Consider the following 19,321-nt stretch of genomic DNA (forward strand, 5'->3'; position numbering starts at 1 on the left):
AGTCTTTTTTATATTTTCGGGAAGTAGCTCAGCTTGGTAGAGCACTTGGTTTGGGACCAAGGGGTCGCAGGTTCGAATCCTGTCTTCCCGATTTTTTATTTTTATTGATTTTTCTAGAAATGTATTTTATAATTTAAATGAACTGAATATGCGCCCATAGCTCAACTGGATAGAGTGTTTGACTACGGATCAAAAGGTTAGGGGTTCGACTCCTCTTGGGCGCGTTAATACGGAATCCTGCATTCCGTATTTTTTTATATTTTTAATGATTTCTAAGGGAAAAGTCTTTCTTCTTTCTTTCTGATATTAAATTCGCTATAATTAAGGTCAATATTAGTCAAAGGAATGAGTAAGATGGCGCATCAGAATACCTCGGATTTAATTGAATCATATATAAAAAAGTTTTTAGAAAAGAATGAAATGATTGAGATTCGCAGGATTGAACTGGCCGACCTCTTTAATTGTGTACCTTCTCAAATTAATTATGTGATTAATACTCGTTTTACGATTCAGCGAGGTTATTTGGTTGAGAGTAAACGTGGCGGTGGTGGCTACATACGGATTGCCAAAGTAAGAATTTCTGATAAAAGGCATATGTTGGAACAAGTGAATCAGCTATTCAATGAAACGATTAGTGAAAAAAATGCTTTTGCAATCATCCAAAAATTATATGAGGATCAAATTGTTACTAAAAAAGAAGGCAATTTAATGCTGAGCGCAATTGCCAAAAATACACTGAATGTAGATGGTGGGCTAGAAGATTATGTTCGTGCTCGAATTCTTCGAGCATTTCTTGAACGATTAAGCTATGAAGATGGGAAGTGAAGATGAATGGAAGAACTTTTTACGCAAAGAGCACAATTAGTATTAGAAATTGCACAAGATGAAGCAAAAAAGTTTAAGCATCAGTCTGTTAGTTCTGAGCATATTTTGTTGTCATTGGTTATTGAACCGAATGGAATTGCTGGGAAAGTACTACGTGAAGTTGGATTAACTGAAACAGACATCTACGAAGAGATTGAGCATTTGATTGGCTACGGTACAATGACTTCATATCCTCAAGGAACCTTTTTACCTTATTCGCCACGCATGAAACAAATTTTTGCATTGGCAAATAGTGAAGTAAGAAAAATGGGTGCTCAAAAAGTGGGAACGGAACATATCTTGTTGAGTATGCTAAGAGATGAAAGTATCATGGCTACTCGGATGATGATCAATTTGGGAATCAGTTTAACGAAAGTCCGACAATCTTTGAAACAAAAAATGGGCATAAAAAATGATAGTCGTAATAATAGTATCCGTCGTAAAAACCCACAAGAAAAGCGTCAAATGGTAAAAGGTACTCCAACGTTAGATTCTTTAGCAAGAGATTTGACGAAGTTAGCGAGAGACGGAAAACTTGACCCAGTTGTTGGGCGTTCAAGAGAAGTAAAACGCTTGATTCAAATACTTAGTCGCCGAACTAAAAACAATCCTGTATTAGTAGGGGAACCTGGTGTTGGTAAGACAGCGATTGCTGAAGGTTTAGCCCAAAAAATCGTGATGGGTGAAGTTCCTGAAGAGATGCAAGAAAAACGCTTGATGATGTTAGACATGGGGTCTTTAGTAGCGGGAACAAAATACCGTGGAGAATTTGAAGACCGTATGAAAAAGGTGATTGACGAAATCTATAACGACGGTCAAGTCATTTTATTTATTGATGAGTTGCATACCTTGATCGGTGCCGGTGGTGCAGAAGGGGCAATTGATGCATCTAATATTTTGAAACCTGCTTTAGCTCGTGGAGAATTACAGACAATTGGTGCTACAACGTTAGATGAATATCAAAAGTATATTGAAAAAGATTCTGCCCTTGAACGACGCTTTGCTCGAATTCAAGTAGATGAACCGACACCTGAAGAAGCAGAAGAGATTTTACGTGGTCTTCGTTCAAGATATGAAGAGCATCATGGTGTAGAAATCACTGATGATGCGATAAGAGCTGCGGTTCATCTTTCTGTACGCTATATCACTTCTCGTCAATTACCTGACAAAGCAATCGATTTGATTGATGAGTCAGCTGCTAAGGTACGCTTAGATCAAACAGATGATCTTTCGGAATCTACAGTAATTAAGTTGGAAATCGAACAATTAGTCAAAGAAAAAGAACGAGCAATCCAAAAACAAGACTTTGAAATAGCAGCACAATTGCGAAGACAAGAAAAAGCATTACACAAAAAATTAGTAAAACTATTGATACTAGAAGAAAAGCAGGAAAATGGTTATGCTGATCGTGTGACTGAAGAAGATGTAGCCACAGTCGTTTCTGAATGGACAGGTGTTCCATTACAACAACTGGAAAAGAAAGAAAGTCAGCGTTTATTGGAATTAGAAGCACTTTTACATGAACGTGTTGTTGGACAAGATGAAGCAGTCAAAGCAGTATCAAGAGCAATTCGTCGGGCTCGTAGTGGGTTAAAAGATCCAAATCGACCAATTGGCTCCTTTATGTTCTTAGGACCTACAGGAGTTGGTAAAACGGAACTTGCCAAAGCTTTATCGGAAGTGATGTTTGGGGACGAGAATTCCTTGATTCGGGTTGATATGTCTGAATTTATGGAAAAATACAGCACGAGTCGGTTGATTGGGTCACCTCCGGGCTATGTTGGGTATGATGAAGGTGGACAATTAACAGAAAAAATTCGACAAAAGCCCTACTCTGTCATCTTATTAGATGAAGTAGAAAAAGCCCATCCAGATGTATTTAATCTGTTATTACAAGTACTAGACGATGGCCATTTAACAGACTCTAAAGGTCGGAAAGTTGATTTTAGAAATACGATCATGATTATGACTTCCAATATTGGTGCAACCCAAATTCGAGAAGAAAAAAACGTTGGCTTCAATGTCCAAGACATTACCAAAGATCATAAAGCCATGCAAAAGCGTATTTTAGAAGAATTAAAGAAAACATTCCGTCCAGAGTTCTTGAACCGGATAGATGAAACAGTTGTCTTCCATTCATTAAGCAAGGATGAAATCCACTCCATTGTTCAAATTATGAGTCGAGCAATCGTCAAACGTTTGAAAGAACAGGATATCCAAGTGAAGATTACTCCGGCAGCAATAGATGTGATCGGAAAAGCTGGTTTTGATCCTGAATATGGCGCTCGTCCAATACGAAGAGCGTTGCAAAAAGAAATAGAAGATCGCTTAAGTGAAGCATTATTAGGTGGAGAAATCCATTTAGGCGATCAAGTGACAGTGGGAGCCTCCAAAGGAAAAATCACTTTGAATGTACGTCTTCCAAAAAAGTATGTAGTTGAATCATAGGAGTTAAAAAAGAAGTGAGAGAATTTTGTTCCACATAACGATTGAAGGTTATGGGCAAAAGGCTCTCACTTTTTTATTTTTTTTACTTTTTTTCTTGTGAATTTAAATTCAAAAATCCACCAATAAATGTAAGAAGTGTTGGCAACTTTTTTAAGCTATGCTACTATTATGGAGTTGTAGGAGGAGGAAATGATGATCGAAATCATAACTACGGTAGAAACTTTTGAACAAGCAAAAGAATTACTTGAAGCAGGAACAGATACTTTGTATTTTGGCGAGGAACTATTTGGTTTGCGATTACCTGCGTCGTTTACAAGAGAAGAACAACGTCAATTAGTTGAATTGGCGCACACATATGGTAAAAAAGTAAATATTGCGATGAATGGGATTATTCATCCTGAAAAAATGAAAAAAGTACCTGAATATCTACAATTCCTGAAAGAAATTGGGGTAGATCAACTGACAGTAGGTGATACAGGTATCATATACACCATGAAGAAACATCCAGAATGGCGTATTCCCTACATTTTTGATGCAGAAACGTTAGTTACTAGTGCTAGACAAATCAATTTTTGGGCGAAAAGAGGAGCTGTTGGAGCCGTTTTGGCTAGAGAAGTTCCTTTTGAAGAAATGAAAGCGATGGAAGAAAAACTAAATGTTCCTGTAGAAATTCTAGTGTATGGTGCTACTTGCATTCATCAATCAAAACGTCCTTTATTGCAAAATTATTATCATTTTACCAAACAAGAAGAGCGAGTAGATCGTGATCGGGGATTGTTTATTTCAGAACCTAAGAAAGACGACACACATTATTCCATCTATGAAGACACTCATGGGACCCATATTTTTGCCAGCAATGACATCAACCTGTCAAAAGAATTAGGGTTATTGTATCAACATCAGTTCCGTACATGGAAACTTGATGGTTTATTTACCCCAGGAGAAAATTTTGTAAAAATTACCAAAGCATTTGTGGAAGCGAAAGAACAAATCCTTGCAGGTACTTGGAATGAAGAAAGTGCTGAAATATTAAGCAAAAAGATAAGTGAATTACATCCTCAAAATCGTGAATTAGATACTGGCTTCTTCTATATTGATCCTGAAGCCATCAAGTAAGGAGTATGACGAGAAAAAATGACAACAAAAAGAAAATTGAAACGACCCGAAGTCTTAGCTCCAGCTGGGACACTTGAAAAATTAAAGACAGCGATTCATTATGGCGCAGATGCAGTCTATATTGGCGGAAATGCTTATGGTCTAAGAAGTCGCGCAGGTAACTTTACCTATGAAGAGATGGCTGAAGGCGTAGCTTTTGCAAAAGCACATAACGCAAAAGTATATGTTGCTGCAAATATGGTGACACATGAAGGAAATGAAGAAGGTGCTGGAGAATTTTTCCGTCAATTACGTGATGTCGGAATTTCTGCCGTAATTGTTTCAGATCCAGCGCTGATTGAAATATGTGCGACAGAAGCACCGGGCTTACCGATCCATTTATCGACACAAGCATCTGCCACTAACTTTGAAACTCTTGAATTTTGGAAAGAAGAAGGATTAGAGCGTGTCGTTTTAGCTCGTGAAGTTTCTATGGAAGAAGTGGCTGAGATTCGTAAAAATACGGATGTGGAAATTGAAGCCTTTATCCATGGTGCGATGTGTATTTCTTATTCTGGCCGTTGTACCTTATCTAATCACATGTCAATGCGTGATGCTAATCGTGGGGGCTGTTCACAATCTTGTCGTTGGAAATATGGATTATTTGATATGCCTTTTGGCCAAGAAAGAAATCATCTGACAGAAAACGGCGAAATAGAAGAAGAATTTTCAATGAGTGCAGTAGATATGTCGATGATCGAGCATATCCCGGAATTGATTGAAAATGGGGTAGATAGCTTTAAGATTGAAGGAAGAATGAAATCAATCCACTATGTCTCTACAGTTTCTAATGTTTATAAAGCTGCGGTCGACAGTTATATGGAAGACCCTGAGAATTATGTCTGCAAGCAAGAGTGGATTGATGAGTTATGGAAAGTGGCACAACGGGAACTTGCTACAGGATTTTATTACAATACACCAACAGAAAATGAACAATTATTTGGGGAACGTCGTAAGATCCCTGTTTATAAATTTGTAGGTGAAGTAATGTCTTATGATGAAAAAACCAAAATTGCAACGATCCGTCAACGAAATCTATTTTCTGTGGGAGATGAGATCGAATTTTATGGTCCAGGATTCACTCATTTTAGCCAAACGGTTGAGGTAATGTACAATGAAGAAGATGAATCCATTGATCGGGCACCAAATCCGATGATGATTTTAACTATGCCAGTGACACAACCTGTAAAACCAGGAGATATGATTCGGAAAAGAAAATAAAAGCATACGCTAATCAATCGAATAAAAATAAAGCATCAAAGTTATATTATCTGTTTAAACGTGTTAAACTTATTTTTTGTAAGGATAAAAAGAGTAGAGAAGATATTTTTCTTGAAAATTTATCCAAAGTAAGAAGAAAAGCAAGCATCTTCTTAAATTAGGAGGCATAGCATGAAAACGTATGATTATATAGTTGTCGGTGGTGGTTCTGGAGGGATCGCCTCTGCGAATCGTGCCGGAATGCACGGTGCAAAAGTTTTATTAATTGAAGGAAATGAACTTGGTGGGACTTGTGTGAATGTTGGTTGTGTACCCAAAAAGGTAATGTGGCAAGCCAGCACGATCCTAGAAACAATGGAACGAGATGCTTCAAGTTATGGGATCCAAGCAGATGTAAAAAAAGTAGATTTTAAAGAGTTAGTTGAAAAGCGTGAGAAATATATTGACTTTTTACATGGTGCGTATCAACGTGGCTTGGATAGTAATCAAGTGGATGCAATTAAAGGATATGCTACCTTTATAGACAGTCAAACCGTGGAAGTAAATGGGGAAACCTATCAAGCAACAAAAATTCTGATTGCAACTGGTGGTAAGCCTAGCAAAATGACGATCCCTGGTGGCGAATATGCAATTGATTCAAATGGCTTCTTTGAGATGACAGAATTGCCAAAACGGACAATTGTTTTAGGAGCAGGTTATATTGCCGCAGAACTTTCTGGTGTTTTACACGGGCTAGGTAGTGAGGTAATGTGGGCGTATCGAAAAGAACGTCCATTACGAACTTTTGATAAAATGCTATCTGATAACTTAGTTGAGATGTATCAAGAAGCTGGGATCAAAACTTACGCTGGACATATAGCTAAAGAAATCATCAAAAACGACAATGAGTATACAGTTGTATTTGAAAATGGTGAACGACTCTCTGGTGATTGTGTATTGTTTGCAGGTGGTCGAGTGCCTAATACCGATCAATTAGGATTAGAAAATACCCAAGTAAAATTAGATGAACGTGGTTTTATAAAAGTTGATAAATATCAAAATACCACAGATCCACATATTTTTGCGGTGGGAGATGTGATCGGTAAAATTGATTTGACACCAGTGGCAATTGCTGCAGGTCGCCGTTTATCTGAACGGCTATTCAATGGGAAAGAAAATTCTTATCTAGACTATCACTTAGTACCGACTGTTGTATTTACCCATCCACCGATTGCAACGATCGGTGTAACAGAAGATGAAGCATTGGCTACCTATGGAAGTGATCAGATCAAAGTTTATCGTTCACGATTTACACCTATGTATTTTGCATTGAATGACTATCGTCAAAAATGTGAGATGAAATTGATTTGCGTAGGAGAAGAAGAAAAAATCATTGGCTTACATGCAATTGGTATTGGTGTCGATGAAATGTTACAAGGTTTTGCTGTTGCAATTAAAATGGGCGCGACAAAAGCAGATTTTGATGATACGGTCGCTATCCATCCAACTGGTGCAGAAGAGTTTGTTACTATGCGATAGAAAGTATAACTATAGTGCGAGTCCAAAGTTAGTTTTTAGACTAACTTCAGGTCGCACTATATTTTTATGCTGTGATACCGATGTTAAATGAGCAATGATGTAACTCCCTTACGCATAAAGAAGTTCTTTTAGGTTGCTCCAAAAAGCAGAAGTGGGAATTTTTGATATTTTTAACATATTAGTCGAGATCTTCGTTTGATTTAGCTCGATATCAGTTAAAATTAGGTCATATTGATTGATTTTCACATAATCAACAGAGAAAATATTTTCTTGATACATATCAATTTTATATAACGACGGAAATTTTTTTAACAGCAGTTGTTTATAGAAAGACAAAATCCGTTCTTCCTGATAAGAAACAATGACGATGGATAAATGTTTTTTATAAGGAAGGAGTGTTGATAATAATTGTGGAGATAATGTAATCAGTTCTAAAAATAATTCTTCATAAAGCAATTGGTTTTCTTTGATTTCAGTCAAACCGGCTTGTTCGATTGACTTTTCATAAGCTGATAATAGTTTTTCTGATTCTTTGATAAATGTTTGTGACAAAAGATCTATGTATGTCGTCTTAAAGGATTGCAATCGTTCATTAAAATGGATAAAGTCATTTAGTCTTTGTATGTCATTAGGAGATAAGGTAATATCTATGCCCATATAATGATAAAAACTATGAACTAAATTTTGTAATTTCTTTTGCTCCATTAATTCATCATTTTTTGAATTAAAAAAATATAAATGACTATATGAACTTAATAGGTTATGGACATTTGACTTTGTAATACTAAAATTATATTTCTTTTCAATGATCGAACAAAGAACGGTACTTTTTGTCAATAAGTCAAAAAATAATCGTTCACTTTCGGTTTCTTTTTTTAAAGGGTAATCAATTATGTGTCGTTGTCCGATACGAATAATGGACGTATAAAAATAGTAACTATTTAAAATTAACTTATATGTACTTACTGAAGAAAACGTATGGTTTTTATTATGATAACGTTGTAACAAGTCAAATATATAGTCAAAATGTGGTAGTTGCTGCGGGGTATAAATTTCACGAAACATGCTACAAAAAAAATGCCGTATAAAACTTTCGTCACCTGTAATTTGTAACTGAGAAGCAACTTTAATCATGATTGGCCAGTTTCTTTCAGAAAAATATTCATTGATTTTAAAAATAATTCGCCGAATACTGGTTTCACTTAAAAATAATGTTTCAGCGAGTTTTGACAAAACAGGTTCATTGATAAAAATAGTTTTTAAGATTTGAACGTTCGTAGAATGATTTAGTATTTTTTTGATTAAGTCTTCCAGATTCATATCATTAGGCATTTTTAATGTTATGATTTGATACTGATCAATTTTAACGACAACAGGTGAATAGGTGTGGTTAAAAAAAACAATGTCACTTAATAATGTTTTTTTTGTCACATTTAATTGCTTTGTTAGCGTGTTGCACTCAATTGATGACATACCCAGAAGTAATGCTAACTTGACTTGTCTTTCTGAAGTTTTTTCCAGTATATTAAGTTCTTTCATCATCATTTTGGATTTCAAAATCTTAGAAATCGCTTCCTCCCACCTTTCTCTTATGGTATATAAATTATTTTATCATATATTTTTGTTATGTTAGTGTTTTTTTTATAAATTTCTATACTTGTTTTTTATTAACTTTATAGTAAATCGTTCATGGTTATTTGTTACATTGGTTATTATTGTATTTAGTTATTGTTATTTAAAAAATGGAATAGATATATTCTATATGATTGGATTTTTAAATTTTATATTTTAACACAATTCAAATATTTTTGAGAACTTAAATTTCTAAAACTAGAAAAAAACATACGGGAAATTAAAGGAATTGACTGTACGATACTCTTACATGATGTTTAATAGAAGGGAGTTTTGTACTTATGGGGTTACTTGAAAAGCAATTAGAAAGGCAAGTTACCTTACTTTATTTGTTAAATACTAGGTCTTCCAATCTTAACAAACTAGCAAGGAAGCTGACAATTACCGATAAAACACTAATTGCTGATATTGAACACTTCAATGATTCCTATTTTCCTGTTCATATTGAGGTAAATAATCACAAAGAAGTGAGTTTGACGATACCGAACAATGTCAATTTAGATGATATTTTTGTTAAAATACTGAATAATTCAATTAATGTCAAAATACTAAAATACATAGTCATATACGAACCAACACTAACTGAAATTTCTCAATCTTTATTTTTGAGTAAAACAAGTATTCGCAGGATTGTGTCAAAAATAAACAATTATTTTTATACAGAGACCATAAATATTCAGATCGATTTACAAGCAAAATTAATGGTAGTTGGCAATGAAACGGAAATTAGACGTTTATTTGCATGTATGTTTAAAGAGATGTATCGAATACAAGAGTTTGCTTATTTTGATTCTATCTATCAATTAATACGTAGGTGTCTCAAAGCACAAAATAAAACGGCTAGTGCTCCTAAAATTATTTATTCGGTGTATTACATTTTTCTTTCGATCATTCGTATAGGTCACAAACACTTTGTACCGGAAGATGAGTTGGAGAATAAAGAAATGGTTGTCACTGAGCTTTTAACAGTAATTCAAAAAGATACGGTCTTTACAACGTTGATGAGTCAAAAATATAAGTTTAATGTAACTAGAAATAATGTAGCAAATGTCTTAAGTTCCTATTTCGGTTTGCTCTTTACAACAGATACTAATCGCCAGACAATCATGCCTAAGAAAATTGAAACTTTTCTTACTCATTTTTATTATTTACTTAATATTGAAGGATCGATCAGTAAAAGGACAATCGACTACTTATCTGACTTTATCAATTTTTATAAAGAATTAATGATCTTTAAAGTCAGTTATGCGGATATATTTTATCAAAAAGTGATGCAAAACAATCCTAAGATTTGGCAAGCGTATCATCATTCGCTAGAAGTTGCAGAACTGAGCTTTATTGAAAAAAGTGAATTATTACATAAAGACTTATTTTTGGAATTACTTATTTCTTCCAATCAATTAGTACATATGATCGAACCACAAGTGAAAGAAAAGTCAATTTTGGTTTTAAGTACACAGGAAATTGGTGTCGCTTTACTTTATAAAAATATTATTTTAAACAAGTATCCTTTTTTTAAGCAGATTGATATTTATGAACAAGATGTCTTTTCAATTGATTACCAGGTGTTGAATCAATATGACTTGATACTAACAGATCTCTCCCTGAATTTTGAACGAATCAATGCGGATATTTTAAAAATTTCAAAAGTGCCAACGCCAATTTTTTGGTCGAATTTTGAGGCGTGTTTATATTCTTCCTAAGGACAACTTTTACGAGTGCCATCTTTTTTTATTTTTTGGAAAAAATAGGATAGAGCTAGCAAGAAAGTCAGGTATGATTAAAATAAACAAAAAAATAAAAAAATTTAAAGGAGGAAAAAGTGATGGATTCTGAAGATCGTAGTATGTTGTTTCTTTTATGTTGTCTATTTGGGGGCTTGGGATTTTTGACTGTGAAATTATTAAAATGGACTTGGGAAATCTCAAAGGTTATTTGGGAAGTAGCGAAGTGGACTGGAGCTAAGCTTTGGAACGGAGCAAAATGGACTGGGGTTAAACTTCGAGAAGGATATAAAGTTCTTAAGAACAAATGGGATGAACGGCAAGCAAGAAAGGCATTGGCCAAAGAAAAACAAGACCTAAGCCAAGAAACAGATAAGGTCCCATTACTTAAAGATGAACAAGTTCCAGAATTACAACCAATTGATAAACAAGTTCCAAAATTACAACCAATTTGGGTAGTAGCGCAACAACAAAATCCTGAGAGAGTACCAGTACCAATTAAACAAGTAGATGACAAAAAGAGTATGAAAGATGTCACTACGGGAGCAGTAAGAACCAGTATAAATACTAAAAATAGTCTAACAAGTGGTTTCCAAATAAACAACGGTCATAGTGCAATTGCACATCAGCTTTAATCAAATTGCGCTATTACGCAATTAGTATAGATCTAGTAGAATGATCCAAGAAGGATGAAGGAGGAATGAACTACTTGGTAAGAAAGAATATATTGGAGAATGAAACCGGTGAATGGCAAAATAAATCTAATTTAAAGTCCGAGTTTATCAAAGAAGCATCGTCGTTTTCTGTCAAAAAAGAAAATGTCTTTACTCTTTGTGAAAAGTCAATCCAAGAGAATCATGGAGAAAAGACTGCACTTTTAAAAGTGCAAGATATGTTAGATGACTTTAAATTTGAAGTACTTCGACGGATGGCTGGGGATCGTAAAGTGTTTGAATTACAAAGTGAAAAAACTGAGTATGAAGCAAGAATCGAACACGCCGAGGGAAAAATCAGCGGGGAGCAACTTCAACAAAAAATTAATGTATTAGAAAAGGAACAAGAAACGAAGATCGTAAAGCATGAAAGGGATAAGGCCACAATAGAAGAATTAGAAACAAAGGACGTTTTTTTATCTAATAATAGTCATGAAAGTAATGATTATCTTGGAGCCATCGCAAAAGATGAAAAAACGAAGTACTTTGAGAATAAAGATCTGGCCGAAATATTAGCTAGTGAGATCAGTCAATCGAAACAAAAACTTACTGGGCTTAAGCAGCACAAACGAAACGAAGTAGCAGATTGTAACAAAAAATTAAATGAATTAAATAATGTTAGTCAGAAAAATAAAAAAATGATGCAAGAGATGTCAAATACGTCAAATACGCTAGATCCGCCAAATGCGTCAGATAAGGTAAGAGACCAAACAATAACAGATCAAACAATAACAGACGCTAAGATTGTTGATAAAATTAAGAAGCTTGTTAAAGAATTCATGAGAACTGAGAATTTTGAAATAATAAAAACGGATACTTTGGAAGAGAGGTATGCAAAAGCTACTGCAGTTGATATTACGAGGGAGGAAGTAGAGAACAGAAAAGACAAGGCGAAAAAAGTTCTCGTAGAGACAGCCACTATAAGGAGGAAAAAAAGACAGGATAGGGGGAGTGTATTAGAACAAAATCAAGACCAAATGAATGTATCAGAAAGGGTTGCAGCGTTTGAAAAGAATGGAGAGTCAAAACCCGACCAAACAGTATCAGTAAAAACACCTAATAAAAATGGAAGTAATCTATCAAAAGGAAACAAGCAGCAAACGAATAATTCTTTCAATCGATCAGAAGACGATTTGCGAGATCAAGTAAAACCTGAACCTGAACCTAAATCTATCAATCGCCTAAGTAATAGTAATCTATCAAAAGAGAACGAGCAGCAAACGAATCATTCTCTCGATGAATCAGAAGTCGTTTTGCGAAAACAAGCTAAGCCTGAAATTCAAGCTACTAATAGTCTCCCAAATGGTGCATCAGAAAAGGATTCGGCAAATGCTAGACCTTACAGTGGCGATGTGCGAGGGCTAATCGATAAATTTAATAGCGAAAAAAAAGACTCTCACGAGCTTCAGAAAGGTCCTAGAATAAAATTCAATCAAGGACATAGCCAACAAGACCAACAAGAAGTGTCTAACCCAAACGGAAATAAGCAGCAAACGAATCATTCTCTCGATGAATCAGAAGTTGGTTTGCGAAAGCAAGCTAAGCCTGAAATTCAAGCTACTAATAGTCTCCCAAATGGTGTATCAGAAAAGGATTCGGCAAATGCTAGACCTTACAGTGGCGATGTGCGAGGGCTAATCGATAAATTTAATAGCGAAAAAAAAGACTCTCACGAGCTTCAGAAAGGTCCTAGAATAAAATTCAATCAAGGACTTAGCCAACAAGACCAACAAGAAGTGTCTAACCCAAACGGAAATAAGCAGCAAACGAATCATTCTTTCAATCGATCAGAAGACGATTTGCGAGATCAAGTAAAACCTGAACCTATCAATCGCCTAAGTAATAGTAATCTATCAAAAGAGAACGAGCAACAAACGAATCATTCTCTCGATGAATCAGAAGTCGTTTTGCGAGATCAAGCAAAACCTGAAACTAAATCTATCAATCGCCTAAGTAATGTATCAGAAATAGTTTCGACGTTTGAAAAGAATGGAGAGTCAAAACCCGACCAAACAGTATCAGTAAAAACACCTAATAAAAATGGAAGTAATCTACCACAAGGAAACAAGCAGCAAACGAATAATTCTTTCAATCGATCAGAAGACGATTTGCGAAAGCAAGCTAAGCCTGAAATTCAAGCTACTAATAGTCTCGCAAATAGTGTATCAGAAAAGGATTCGGCAAATGATAGACCTGTCCCTGTCCCTGTCCCTGTCCCTGGCCATGTGAAAAATCTAATCCATAAATTTAATAATATAGAAGAAAAAGACTCCCTCGTGCTCCGGAAAGGTCCTAAAGCAAATTTTATTCATGGACTTAGCCAACAAGAGGAGCGTAGACCAAATAGAATAGCAAGATCTAGATCAGTTAGTCACACATTACATGAAGTACATAGAGAACAAACAGATAAAGGTCGCCGAAACAGTGCACCAGAACTCACTATGCCATCTGAATCTCCATTACGTTCAGAAGATCGAGAAACATCTTCACCCATGTATGATGACAGTCTTCATGAACGGCATTTAAAATTATCAGATTTTGAGTTAGATCCAGAGAAAAAACCATTTGATGATACACAATTTGACAAATTTCAAAGGTTTGAAAATGATATTCCATTGCGTTACATTGGAAAGTTACGGAATTTAACCAATTCAGAACGTGTACTATCATCATTATCTACAACTCAAGATTTAAAGAATCATGACAAGTTAGTTCATAGAAATTCGGCTCCCGGAGTAATGACGGAACAGTCTATACCAAGTCACAGTTTTGACCAATTTGACCGAATTCTTATACCAAGAGTTAAATTGCGTTATGTTAATGGTAAAGTTAGTTTATCAAAGGAAATTACAAATCAAACTGCTGAACTCAATAAATTTCCAGAATTAAGCAGTTTTACAAACCAAGTTTTAACACCAGGAGATTCCTTAGACCAACCGTCTACACCCAATAGCGATTCAGAAATAAATAATTTTACAAATCAAGTTCCACTACCAAAGGATTCTTCAGATTTACGTTCAGTATCAGAAGGTGACATGAACCAAACTTCTATGCCGGAAAACGTCAACAGTACATTAGATGAAACAGATAGTGTGAAAAAATCAGTTTCGGTTGAGGATCTAAAGTTAGCATACGTAGAAAGATTACGATCTCAGGTCGCGTTTGTCGAACAAAAGATAAAGCACGATGAAGAATTAAAAAAATATGGACCGTACAATAATTTTTTCCTTGATCAATCGAAGAAGTCTAAAGCAGCAAGATCTAAGATAGAAATCGATCTTACTAAAAATAAAACACTATGTGAAGGTTTAAAGACAATTCTTGGCGATGAAAAAAAATTAGCTGAATTTTTAGAAGAGATACAGCCAAAGGATCCTCAGGTGCTAGCTAAGGAACTTGAAAATGTTAAGCAAGATACGGCAGAATTGATAGGAAAAGCCGAAGAGTTAAAAGAAATTACTTATAAAGATCTTAAAAAGAAATGGTATCAGGTGCTGACCCGCCCTTCATTTTATTTGTTTTTAGCAAGACAAGTACTGTGGGTTGCACCGATGGCGTTTTTTAGTGCGATGGCTGGCGCTCTTCCGCTAATGCCTACTGGCACACAAATATTACACGGATCCGCTGTAGTCAACTGGTTAAGAGGCGTGATTATTGGTAGTTATGTCGGTCAACGTTTAGTAAATGCCGTACCTAAAATCATTCCACGTACTTCCAAGAGAGTCCAGCGATTTGCTAAGGAAAGATTTCCTAAGACAGTGGCAGCGCTAGAAAAAGGTTCAAAAACAATTGCTAGACCATTTAAATCCATCGGAAAATCTGTGCGCTCGACAGCTAGAACAATTGGTCGACCTTTAAAACCAGTCGGTAAAGTAGTGGCTAGACCATATAAATTTGGTAAGGAAAAATTAAGTAACCTTAACGCTAAAACCTTTGTTCCAATCGGAAAGAAAATAAAAGAAACATTCGATATTGCCCATTCTGAAAAACGTTCATCAGAAGAAAACCAAAATCTGAAAAAAGGGTTGGATGCTAACGGACAGCGGTTGCCGTTTGCTACTCGAGTAAAAAATGCGGCGTTGATGACGACAACCAATTTCGCCAAACGTTTATGGAGAAATAAAGTGAAAACGTTAATTGGAGTCGCCCTATTTGTTGGGTTAGCTACTTTCGGCTTACCTTTACTGTTAACCGCAGTACTTCCTGCGATTTCTGGTACACTTATTGCTTCAGTAGCAGCTATAGCAGTTCCTGCCCTTTTTACGTTGCTAGGTGTGTGGGTTGCTGATAAATACTTATTGAAACCTCTGCAAAATCGATTAGCTAATCGAGAAAATGCGAAGCGTGAACAGTTATTTACCGAACGCTCAGCTAAAGTGCAAGAACTAGGACAGCACCACTCTCTTACCCCTGATTTTAATACGCGAGTAGCACGAGTGGCTCAGATAGACAATGAAAAGCAAACAGCTGAAAAACAGAAAACGCAGACGAGCCAAAAAACGCAAGAACAAGAATCAGCTCGGACGAGTATATCTTCCATTTCTACTTTGAATAAACAGACAGAAACTGACAAAGTAAGATTAAGGGATTCTGTTAGTAGAGTGCTGAATAATCCAACTAATGAAAAACAATCTAGTGGACGAGCATCAGTGAGCAGTAAAAATGATCACCAGCGATCGGAGGGCTACGGACGTTAGGGATAATATTATATAAACGCTACAAATTAAGTAACGAAAGGGATGAACAACCACTTGAAAAAGTCTCAATATGTTTTATGGGTAGTCCACGTAGTTGTGGTGAGTACATTAATGTATATAGGGAATCGTACATTTTTTTTATTTACGATTGATCAAAATACAACCGTAACATTTGTGGAAAAAATAGCTAGATCTTTTCTTCACGCAGTTGATGAAATAGCTAGTTTTTCCTTCCAATTCTCATTTAACGTAAAGTCATTACTGGGAGGGCTCGCTTTTGTTCTTTCTTATGGATTACTAGTATTATACAAAACGTTTGATGAAAAAAAAGTACGCCCAAATGAAGAATATGGAAGTGCAAAATGGGGGAAATTTCGAGATATCAAACCATTTTTGGCGAAGAAAAAGAGTTTTAATATCATATTGACTAAAACAGAGAGTTTATCCCTGTCAGGACGAATGAAAATTACTGGTAAAGATAATTTTAACCGTAACAAAAATGTCGTTGTGGTTGGAGGAGCCGGTAGTGGTAAGACGCGATTTTATGTAAAACCAAATCTGATGCAAATGCATTCTTCCTATGTCGTCAGTGATTCCAAAGGATTGTTATTGATGGAAACAGGAAAAATGTTTGAGGAAGCGGGTTACAATATCAAAGTCTTTGATTTGATCAATCGGCGTGACACCCATCACTACAATCCATTTAAATACATAAGAACGGAAGACGATATTCTAAAAATCGTAAATAATTTGATTAAAAACACTTCAAATCCTGATAAAAAAGGTGGCGATGATTTCTGGGAAAAGGCAGAGACTGCTTTATTAATGGCGATTTTTAGCTATTTGATCCAAGAAGTCGTTGAAGAAGATCGCACATTAGGAAATGTGATTGAATTGGTACGTCTAGCAGATATTGACGAAAATGTTCCTGGATTCGTCAGTCCTTTAGACGTGCTGTTCAATGAGTTAGAAGAGAAAGATCCAACAAACTTCGCGGTTGCGCAATATAAAATTTTCAAACTATCAGGGGATAAGACGACCAAGAGTATTTTAGTTAGTTTAGGGGTAAGGTTGTCTCCGTTTGATATTCCTAGTATCAAAGACTTGGTCTCTAAAGATACATTAGAATTGGACACCATTGGGGATCGGAAAACGATTTTGTACATCTTACTGCCAGATACAGATACCAGTTTTAACTTCTTAGCCAGTATGATGTACCAACAGCTCTTTGATATGCTGGTCTACAAAGCAGATAATATTTATAAAGGACGCTTACCATGTCATGTTCGCTGTATTCTAGATGAATTTGCCAATATTGGTCAAATTCCGGATTTTGAGAAAGTTATTTCGGTTATTCGAAGTCGAGAAATCTCAACAAATGTGATCTTACAAAATATTAGTCAGTTAAAAACGTTGTATAAAGATACTTGGGAAACCATTATTGGTACGAGTGACGTCTTTTTATATTTAGGTGGGATGGAACAAAGTACGCATGAATATATTTCTAAACTTTTAGGTAAAGAAACGATCGAACAAAGAAATATCAGTGTCACTAAAGGCTCAAATGGATCATTCAATGAAAGTTTCCAAAAGTTGGGGCGTAATTTGATGGACCCCGATGAAGTAGCCAGTTTGAAAGGGCAACAATGTATTTTAAAAATACGTGGAGCAAATCCTTTCCTGTCTGAAAAATATGACATTGTCAAACATAAAAACTATAAAAAATTAGGGGATGTGACAGACTCATATATGTATGAACGTAATCTCTCTACACCGTCCACTACGTAACATACATATGTAATTATTAGGAATTTAATCCTTGTCAATGATGCTGAGTGAAACTAGTAGAAGATGATATAAGGACTGTCTGGCACTCGGAAATCATGGTGAATCCAAAAGTGGCTTCTTTTTATTTTGAGCATTTTTGATTTTTTGACTTATTTTCAGGAATCAATTCTTAAGCGCTGTGCATTTGTTTGAAAAAAATGGATAGATGTTCCAAGTTTTATAGATGAATCAATTTATTGTGTCCAAAATAACGAATTTTAAAATTTTTTAGAGTAACTATTCTTCTCAGCTAGTCTGCTTTTTGATAAAGACCTCTTACATATATTGACTAAATTAGTCAATTATAAAATTTGAGAGAGGGAGTTTCTAAAATTTCTCAACTTAGAAATAACTGGCAAACATCGGTTGAAAAATTACCATATACTAAAAGTAGTAACAAATAATAAATAACTCAAAAAAGGGGAAATGTTTAAATGAAAGATGCAGCTTTATTAGAAAAAGTTTTTAGTTTAGTATCAAACTTCACTTTAGTAGGTGGAGGTCTTTGGCTAATTTGGGGAACGGTCATTTTAGCTGGTGCATTAAAAGATAAAAATGGTCCGCAATTACAGCAAGGAATTTGGCAAATTGTCGGTGGTGGATTGATTTTAGTTGCTGCAGGCTGGTTCGCAACTCAATTTGATTTCTCTTCACTTTTACAATAATACACTGAAAGCAGGATTTAATTTATGACATCAGCGATAATGTGGCTCTTTAATCAAATCATGTTTTATTTGAATGGAGATGATTTAAAATACACTCTGAGTAAGAATCTATCAGGATACATGTATGATGCATATAAATTAGTAGTAGATTTACAGGAACTAGTTGTTATTCCGCTTTCATTGTCTATTTTAGCCATCTTTATTCTTTTGGAATTTCAAAAAATTTCACTTAAGGTTGAGGGAGCTGGAGGAGCACCAATGCTTGGGTTTGAAATGATCATCAAATCATTTATTAAATTTGCGATTTGTTATGTGGTTATTTTAAAAATCCAAGTTTTGTTAGACGGAATCATAGTGATTACTTCTAATTTAACGTATAAAATTTTACAAGTAGGTGACGAAAAAACTGTAGCGAATGTAGCAGCAAGAGTAGAACAGGCGGTAAATGATCTAGATTTCTGGTCACAAATCGCTGTGCTATTAATTATGTTCATTCTATTTTTAGTGTCACTTGTTGTACGGACGTTGATTCAGGTAACGATTTATTTACGATTTATGGAGCTTTATATTTTTAGCGCGATGGCACCAATTCCGATGGGGGCTCTGCCAAGCCAAGAATTTTCTGCTATGACCAAAGGCTTCTTTAAAAATTTTGCCGCCACGGGGTTGCAGTCAACCTTTATCGCCCTGGTTTTAGTTACATATCCAATGCTATTCATGAGAATAATGGAAGACGTTGGCACCCATATGTTTGGGATTATTTTAGGATTAACGATCTATATGATTGGAATCTTACTAGCTATCAATAAAACTAAAGGATGGGCCAAAACACTAATATCTGCATCATAAGGAGGGGA

Annotated in this window: 12 protein-coding genes and 2 tRNA genes; 13 read left to right on the top strand and 1 reads right to left on the bottom strand. The window is 35.3% G+C overall.

Translation table 11 applies throughout. The features are described from left to right. Positions 1 to 17: 17 nt before the first annotated feature. The 7 genes from AB3I12_RS09795 (at position 18) to gor (ending at position 7,206) form a co-directional block, all read left to right on the top strand. Positions 18 to 91 (top strand) — tRNA-Pro (locus tag AB3I12_RS09795). Positions 92 to 150: 59 nt separating this feature from the next. Beyond that, positions 151 to 224: transfer RNA gene (locus tag AB3I12_RS09800), tRNA-Arg, on the top strand. A 130-nt stretch (positions 225 to 354) separates the two neighbouring features. After that, on the top strand, positions 355 to 825 hold the full coding sequence (locus tag AB3I12_RS09805) for a CtsR family transcriptional regulator (protein WP_034700167.1): 471 nt from the start codon (positions 355 to 357) through the stop codon (positions 823 to 825). A 6-nt stretch (positions 826 to 831) separates the two neighbouring features. Next, complete coding sequence (locus AB3I12_RS09810) at positions 832 to 3,312, top strand: ATP-dependent Clp protease ATP-binding subunit (RefSeq protein WP_010720716.1); 2,481 nt, start codon at positions 832 to 834, stop codon at positions 3,310 to 3,312. Positions 3,313 to 3,504: 192 nt separating this feature from the next. Further along, the gene (locus AB3I12_RS09815; protein ID WP_014834383.1) at positions 3,505 to 4,428 is read left to right on the top strand and encodes a peptidase U32 family protein; all 924 of its coding nucleotides are present in this window, start codon (positions 3,505 to 3,507) and stop codon (positions 4,426 to 4,428) included. Positions 4,429 to 4,446: 18 nt separating this feature from the next. Beyond that, positions 4,447 to 5,688 carry a U32 family peptidase gene (locus AB3I12_RS09820; RefSeq protein WP_010720714.1) on the top strand — a complete coding sequence of 414 codons (1,242 nt, stop codon included), beginning with the start codon at positions 4,447 to 4,449 and terminating at the stop codon, positions 5,686 to 5,688. A gap of 171 nt (positions 5,689 to 5,859) precedes the next feature. Continuing rightward, positions 5,860 to 7,206: a glutathione-disulfide reductase gene (gene gor, locus AB3I12_RS09825; RefSeq protein ID WP_063627678.1), complete on the top strand. Its 1,347-nt coding sequence runs from the start codon at positions 5,860 to 5,862 to the stop codon at positions 7,204 to 7,206. A 108-nt stretch (positions 7,207 to 7,314) separates the two neighbouring features. Here the strand turns inward: gor and AB3I12_RS09830 are convergent, their stop codons facing one another. Next, positions 7,315 to 8,763: a helix-turn-helix domain-containing protein gene (locus AB3I12_RS09830; protein WP_228011925.1), complete on the bottom strand. Its 1,449-nt coding sequence runs from the start codon at positions 8,761 to 8,763 to the stop codon at positions 7,315 to 7,317. Between the two features lie 356 nt (positions 8,764 to 9,119). Here AB3I12_RS09830 and AB3I12_RS09835 point away from each other — a divergent pair, with 356 nt between their 5' ends. The 6 genes from AB3I12_RS09835 to AB3I12_RS09860 all read left to right on the top strand — a co-directional run bounded on the left by AB3I12_RS09835 (position 9,120) and on the right by AB3I12_RS09860 (position 19,313). Further along, positions 9,120 to 10,541, top strand: coding sequence for a helix-turn-helix domain-containing protein (locus AB3I12_RS09835; RefSeq protein WP_063627677.1), 1,422 nt, complete (start codon positions 9,120 to 9,122; stop codon positions 10,539 to 10,541). Between the two features lie 122 nt (positions 10,542 to 10,663). Continuing rightward, on the top strand, positions 10,664 to 11,197 hold the full coding sequence (locus AB3I12_RS09840; protein ID WP_063627676.1) for a hypothetical protein: 534 nt from the start codon (positions 10,664 to 10,666) through the stop codon (positions 11,195 to 11,197). A gap of 65 nt (positions 11,198 to 11,262) precedes the next feature. After that, entirely contained in the window at positions 11,263 to 15,972 is a 4,710-nt protein-coding gene (locus AB3I12_RS09845; RefSeq protein ID WP_155727583.1) for a hypothetical protein, read from the top strand. A 54-nt stretch (positions 15,973 to 16,026) separates the two neighbouring features. Next, the gene (locus tag AB3I12_RS09850) at positions 16,027 to 17,760 is read left to right on the top strand and encodes a VirD4-like conjugal transfer protein, CD1115 family (RefSeq protein WP_053765983.1); all 1,734 of its coding nucleotides are present in this window, start codon (positions 16,027 to 16,029) and stop codon (positions 17,758 to 17,760) included. 473 nt (positions 17,761 to 18,233) lie between these two features. Then, entirely contained in the window at positions 18,234 to 18,464 is a 231-nt protein-coding gene (locus tag AB3I12_RS09855; RefSeq protein ID WP_010720705.1) for a hypothetical protein, read from the top strand. 24 nt (positions 18,465 to 18,488) lie between these two features. Continuing rightward, the gene (locus tag AB3I12_RS09860; RefSeq protein WP_010737215.1) at positions 18,489 to 19,313 is read left to right on the top strand and encodes a hypothetical protein; all 825 of its coding nucleotides are present in this window, start codon (positions 18,489 to 18,491) and stop codon (positions 19,311 to 19,313) included. Positions 19,314 to 19,321: the final 8 nt, after the last annotated feature.

The sequence above is a fragment of the Enterococcus sp. C65 genome, from assembly GCF_040887165.1.
Taxonomy (GTDB): Bacteria; Bacillota; Bacilli; order Lactobacillales; family Enterococcaceae; genus Enterococcus_B; species Enterococcus_B hirae.

Excerpts from the sequence above, each read along its gene's own strand:
- AB3I12_RS09835 (WP_063627677.1), top strand. The coding sequence starts at position 9,120 with ATGGGGTTACTTGAAAAGCAATTAGAAAGGCAAGTTACCTTACTTTAT.
- AB3I12_RS09820 (WP_010720714.1), top strand. The coding sequence starts at position 4,447 with ATGACAACAAAAAGAAAATTGAAACGACCCGAAGTCTTAGCTCCAGCT.
- gor (WP_063627678.1), top strand. The coding sequence starts at position 5,860 with ATGAAAACGTATGATTATATAGTTGTCGGTGGTGGTTCTGGAGGGATC.
- AB3I12_RS09845 (WP_155727583.1), top strand. The coding sequence starts at position 11,263 with ATGAACTACTTGGTAAGAAAGAATATATTGGAGAATGAAACCGGTGAA.
- AB3I12_RS09860 (WP_010737215.1), top strand. The coding sequence starts at position 18,489 with ATGACATCAGCGATAATGTGGCTCTTTAATCAAATCATGTTTTATTTG.
- AB3I12_RS09810 (WP_010720716.1), top strand. The coding sequence starts at position 832 with ATGGAAGAACTTTTTACGCAAAGAGCACAATTAGTATTAGAAATTGCA.
- AB3I12_RS09840 (WP_063627676.1), top strand. The coding sequence starts at position 10,664 with ATGGATTCTGAAGATCGTAGTATGTTGTTTCTTTTATGTTGTCTATTT.
- AB3I12_RS09855 (WP_010720705.1), top strand. The coding sequence starts at position 18,234 with ATGAAAGATGCAGCTTTATTAGAAAAAGTTTTTAGTTTAGTATCAAAC.
- AB3I12_RS09805 (WP_034700167.1), top strand. The coding sequence starts at position 355 with ATGGCGCATCAGAATACCTCGGATTTAATTGAATCATATATAAAAAAG.
- AB3I12_RS09815 (WP_014834383.1), top strand. The coding sequence starts at position 3,505 with ATGATCGAAATCATAACTACGGTAGAAACTTTTGAACAAGCAAAAGAA.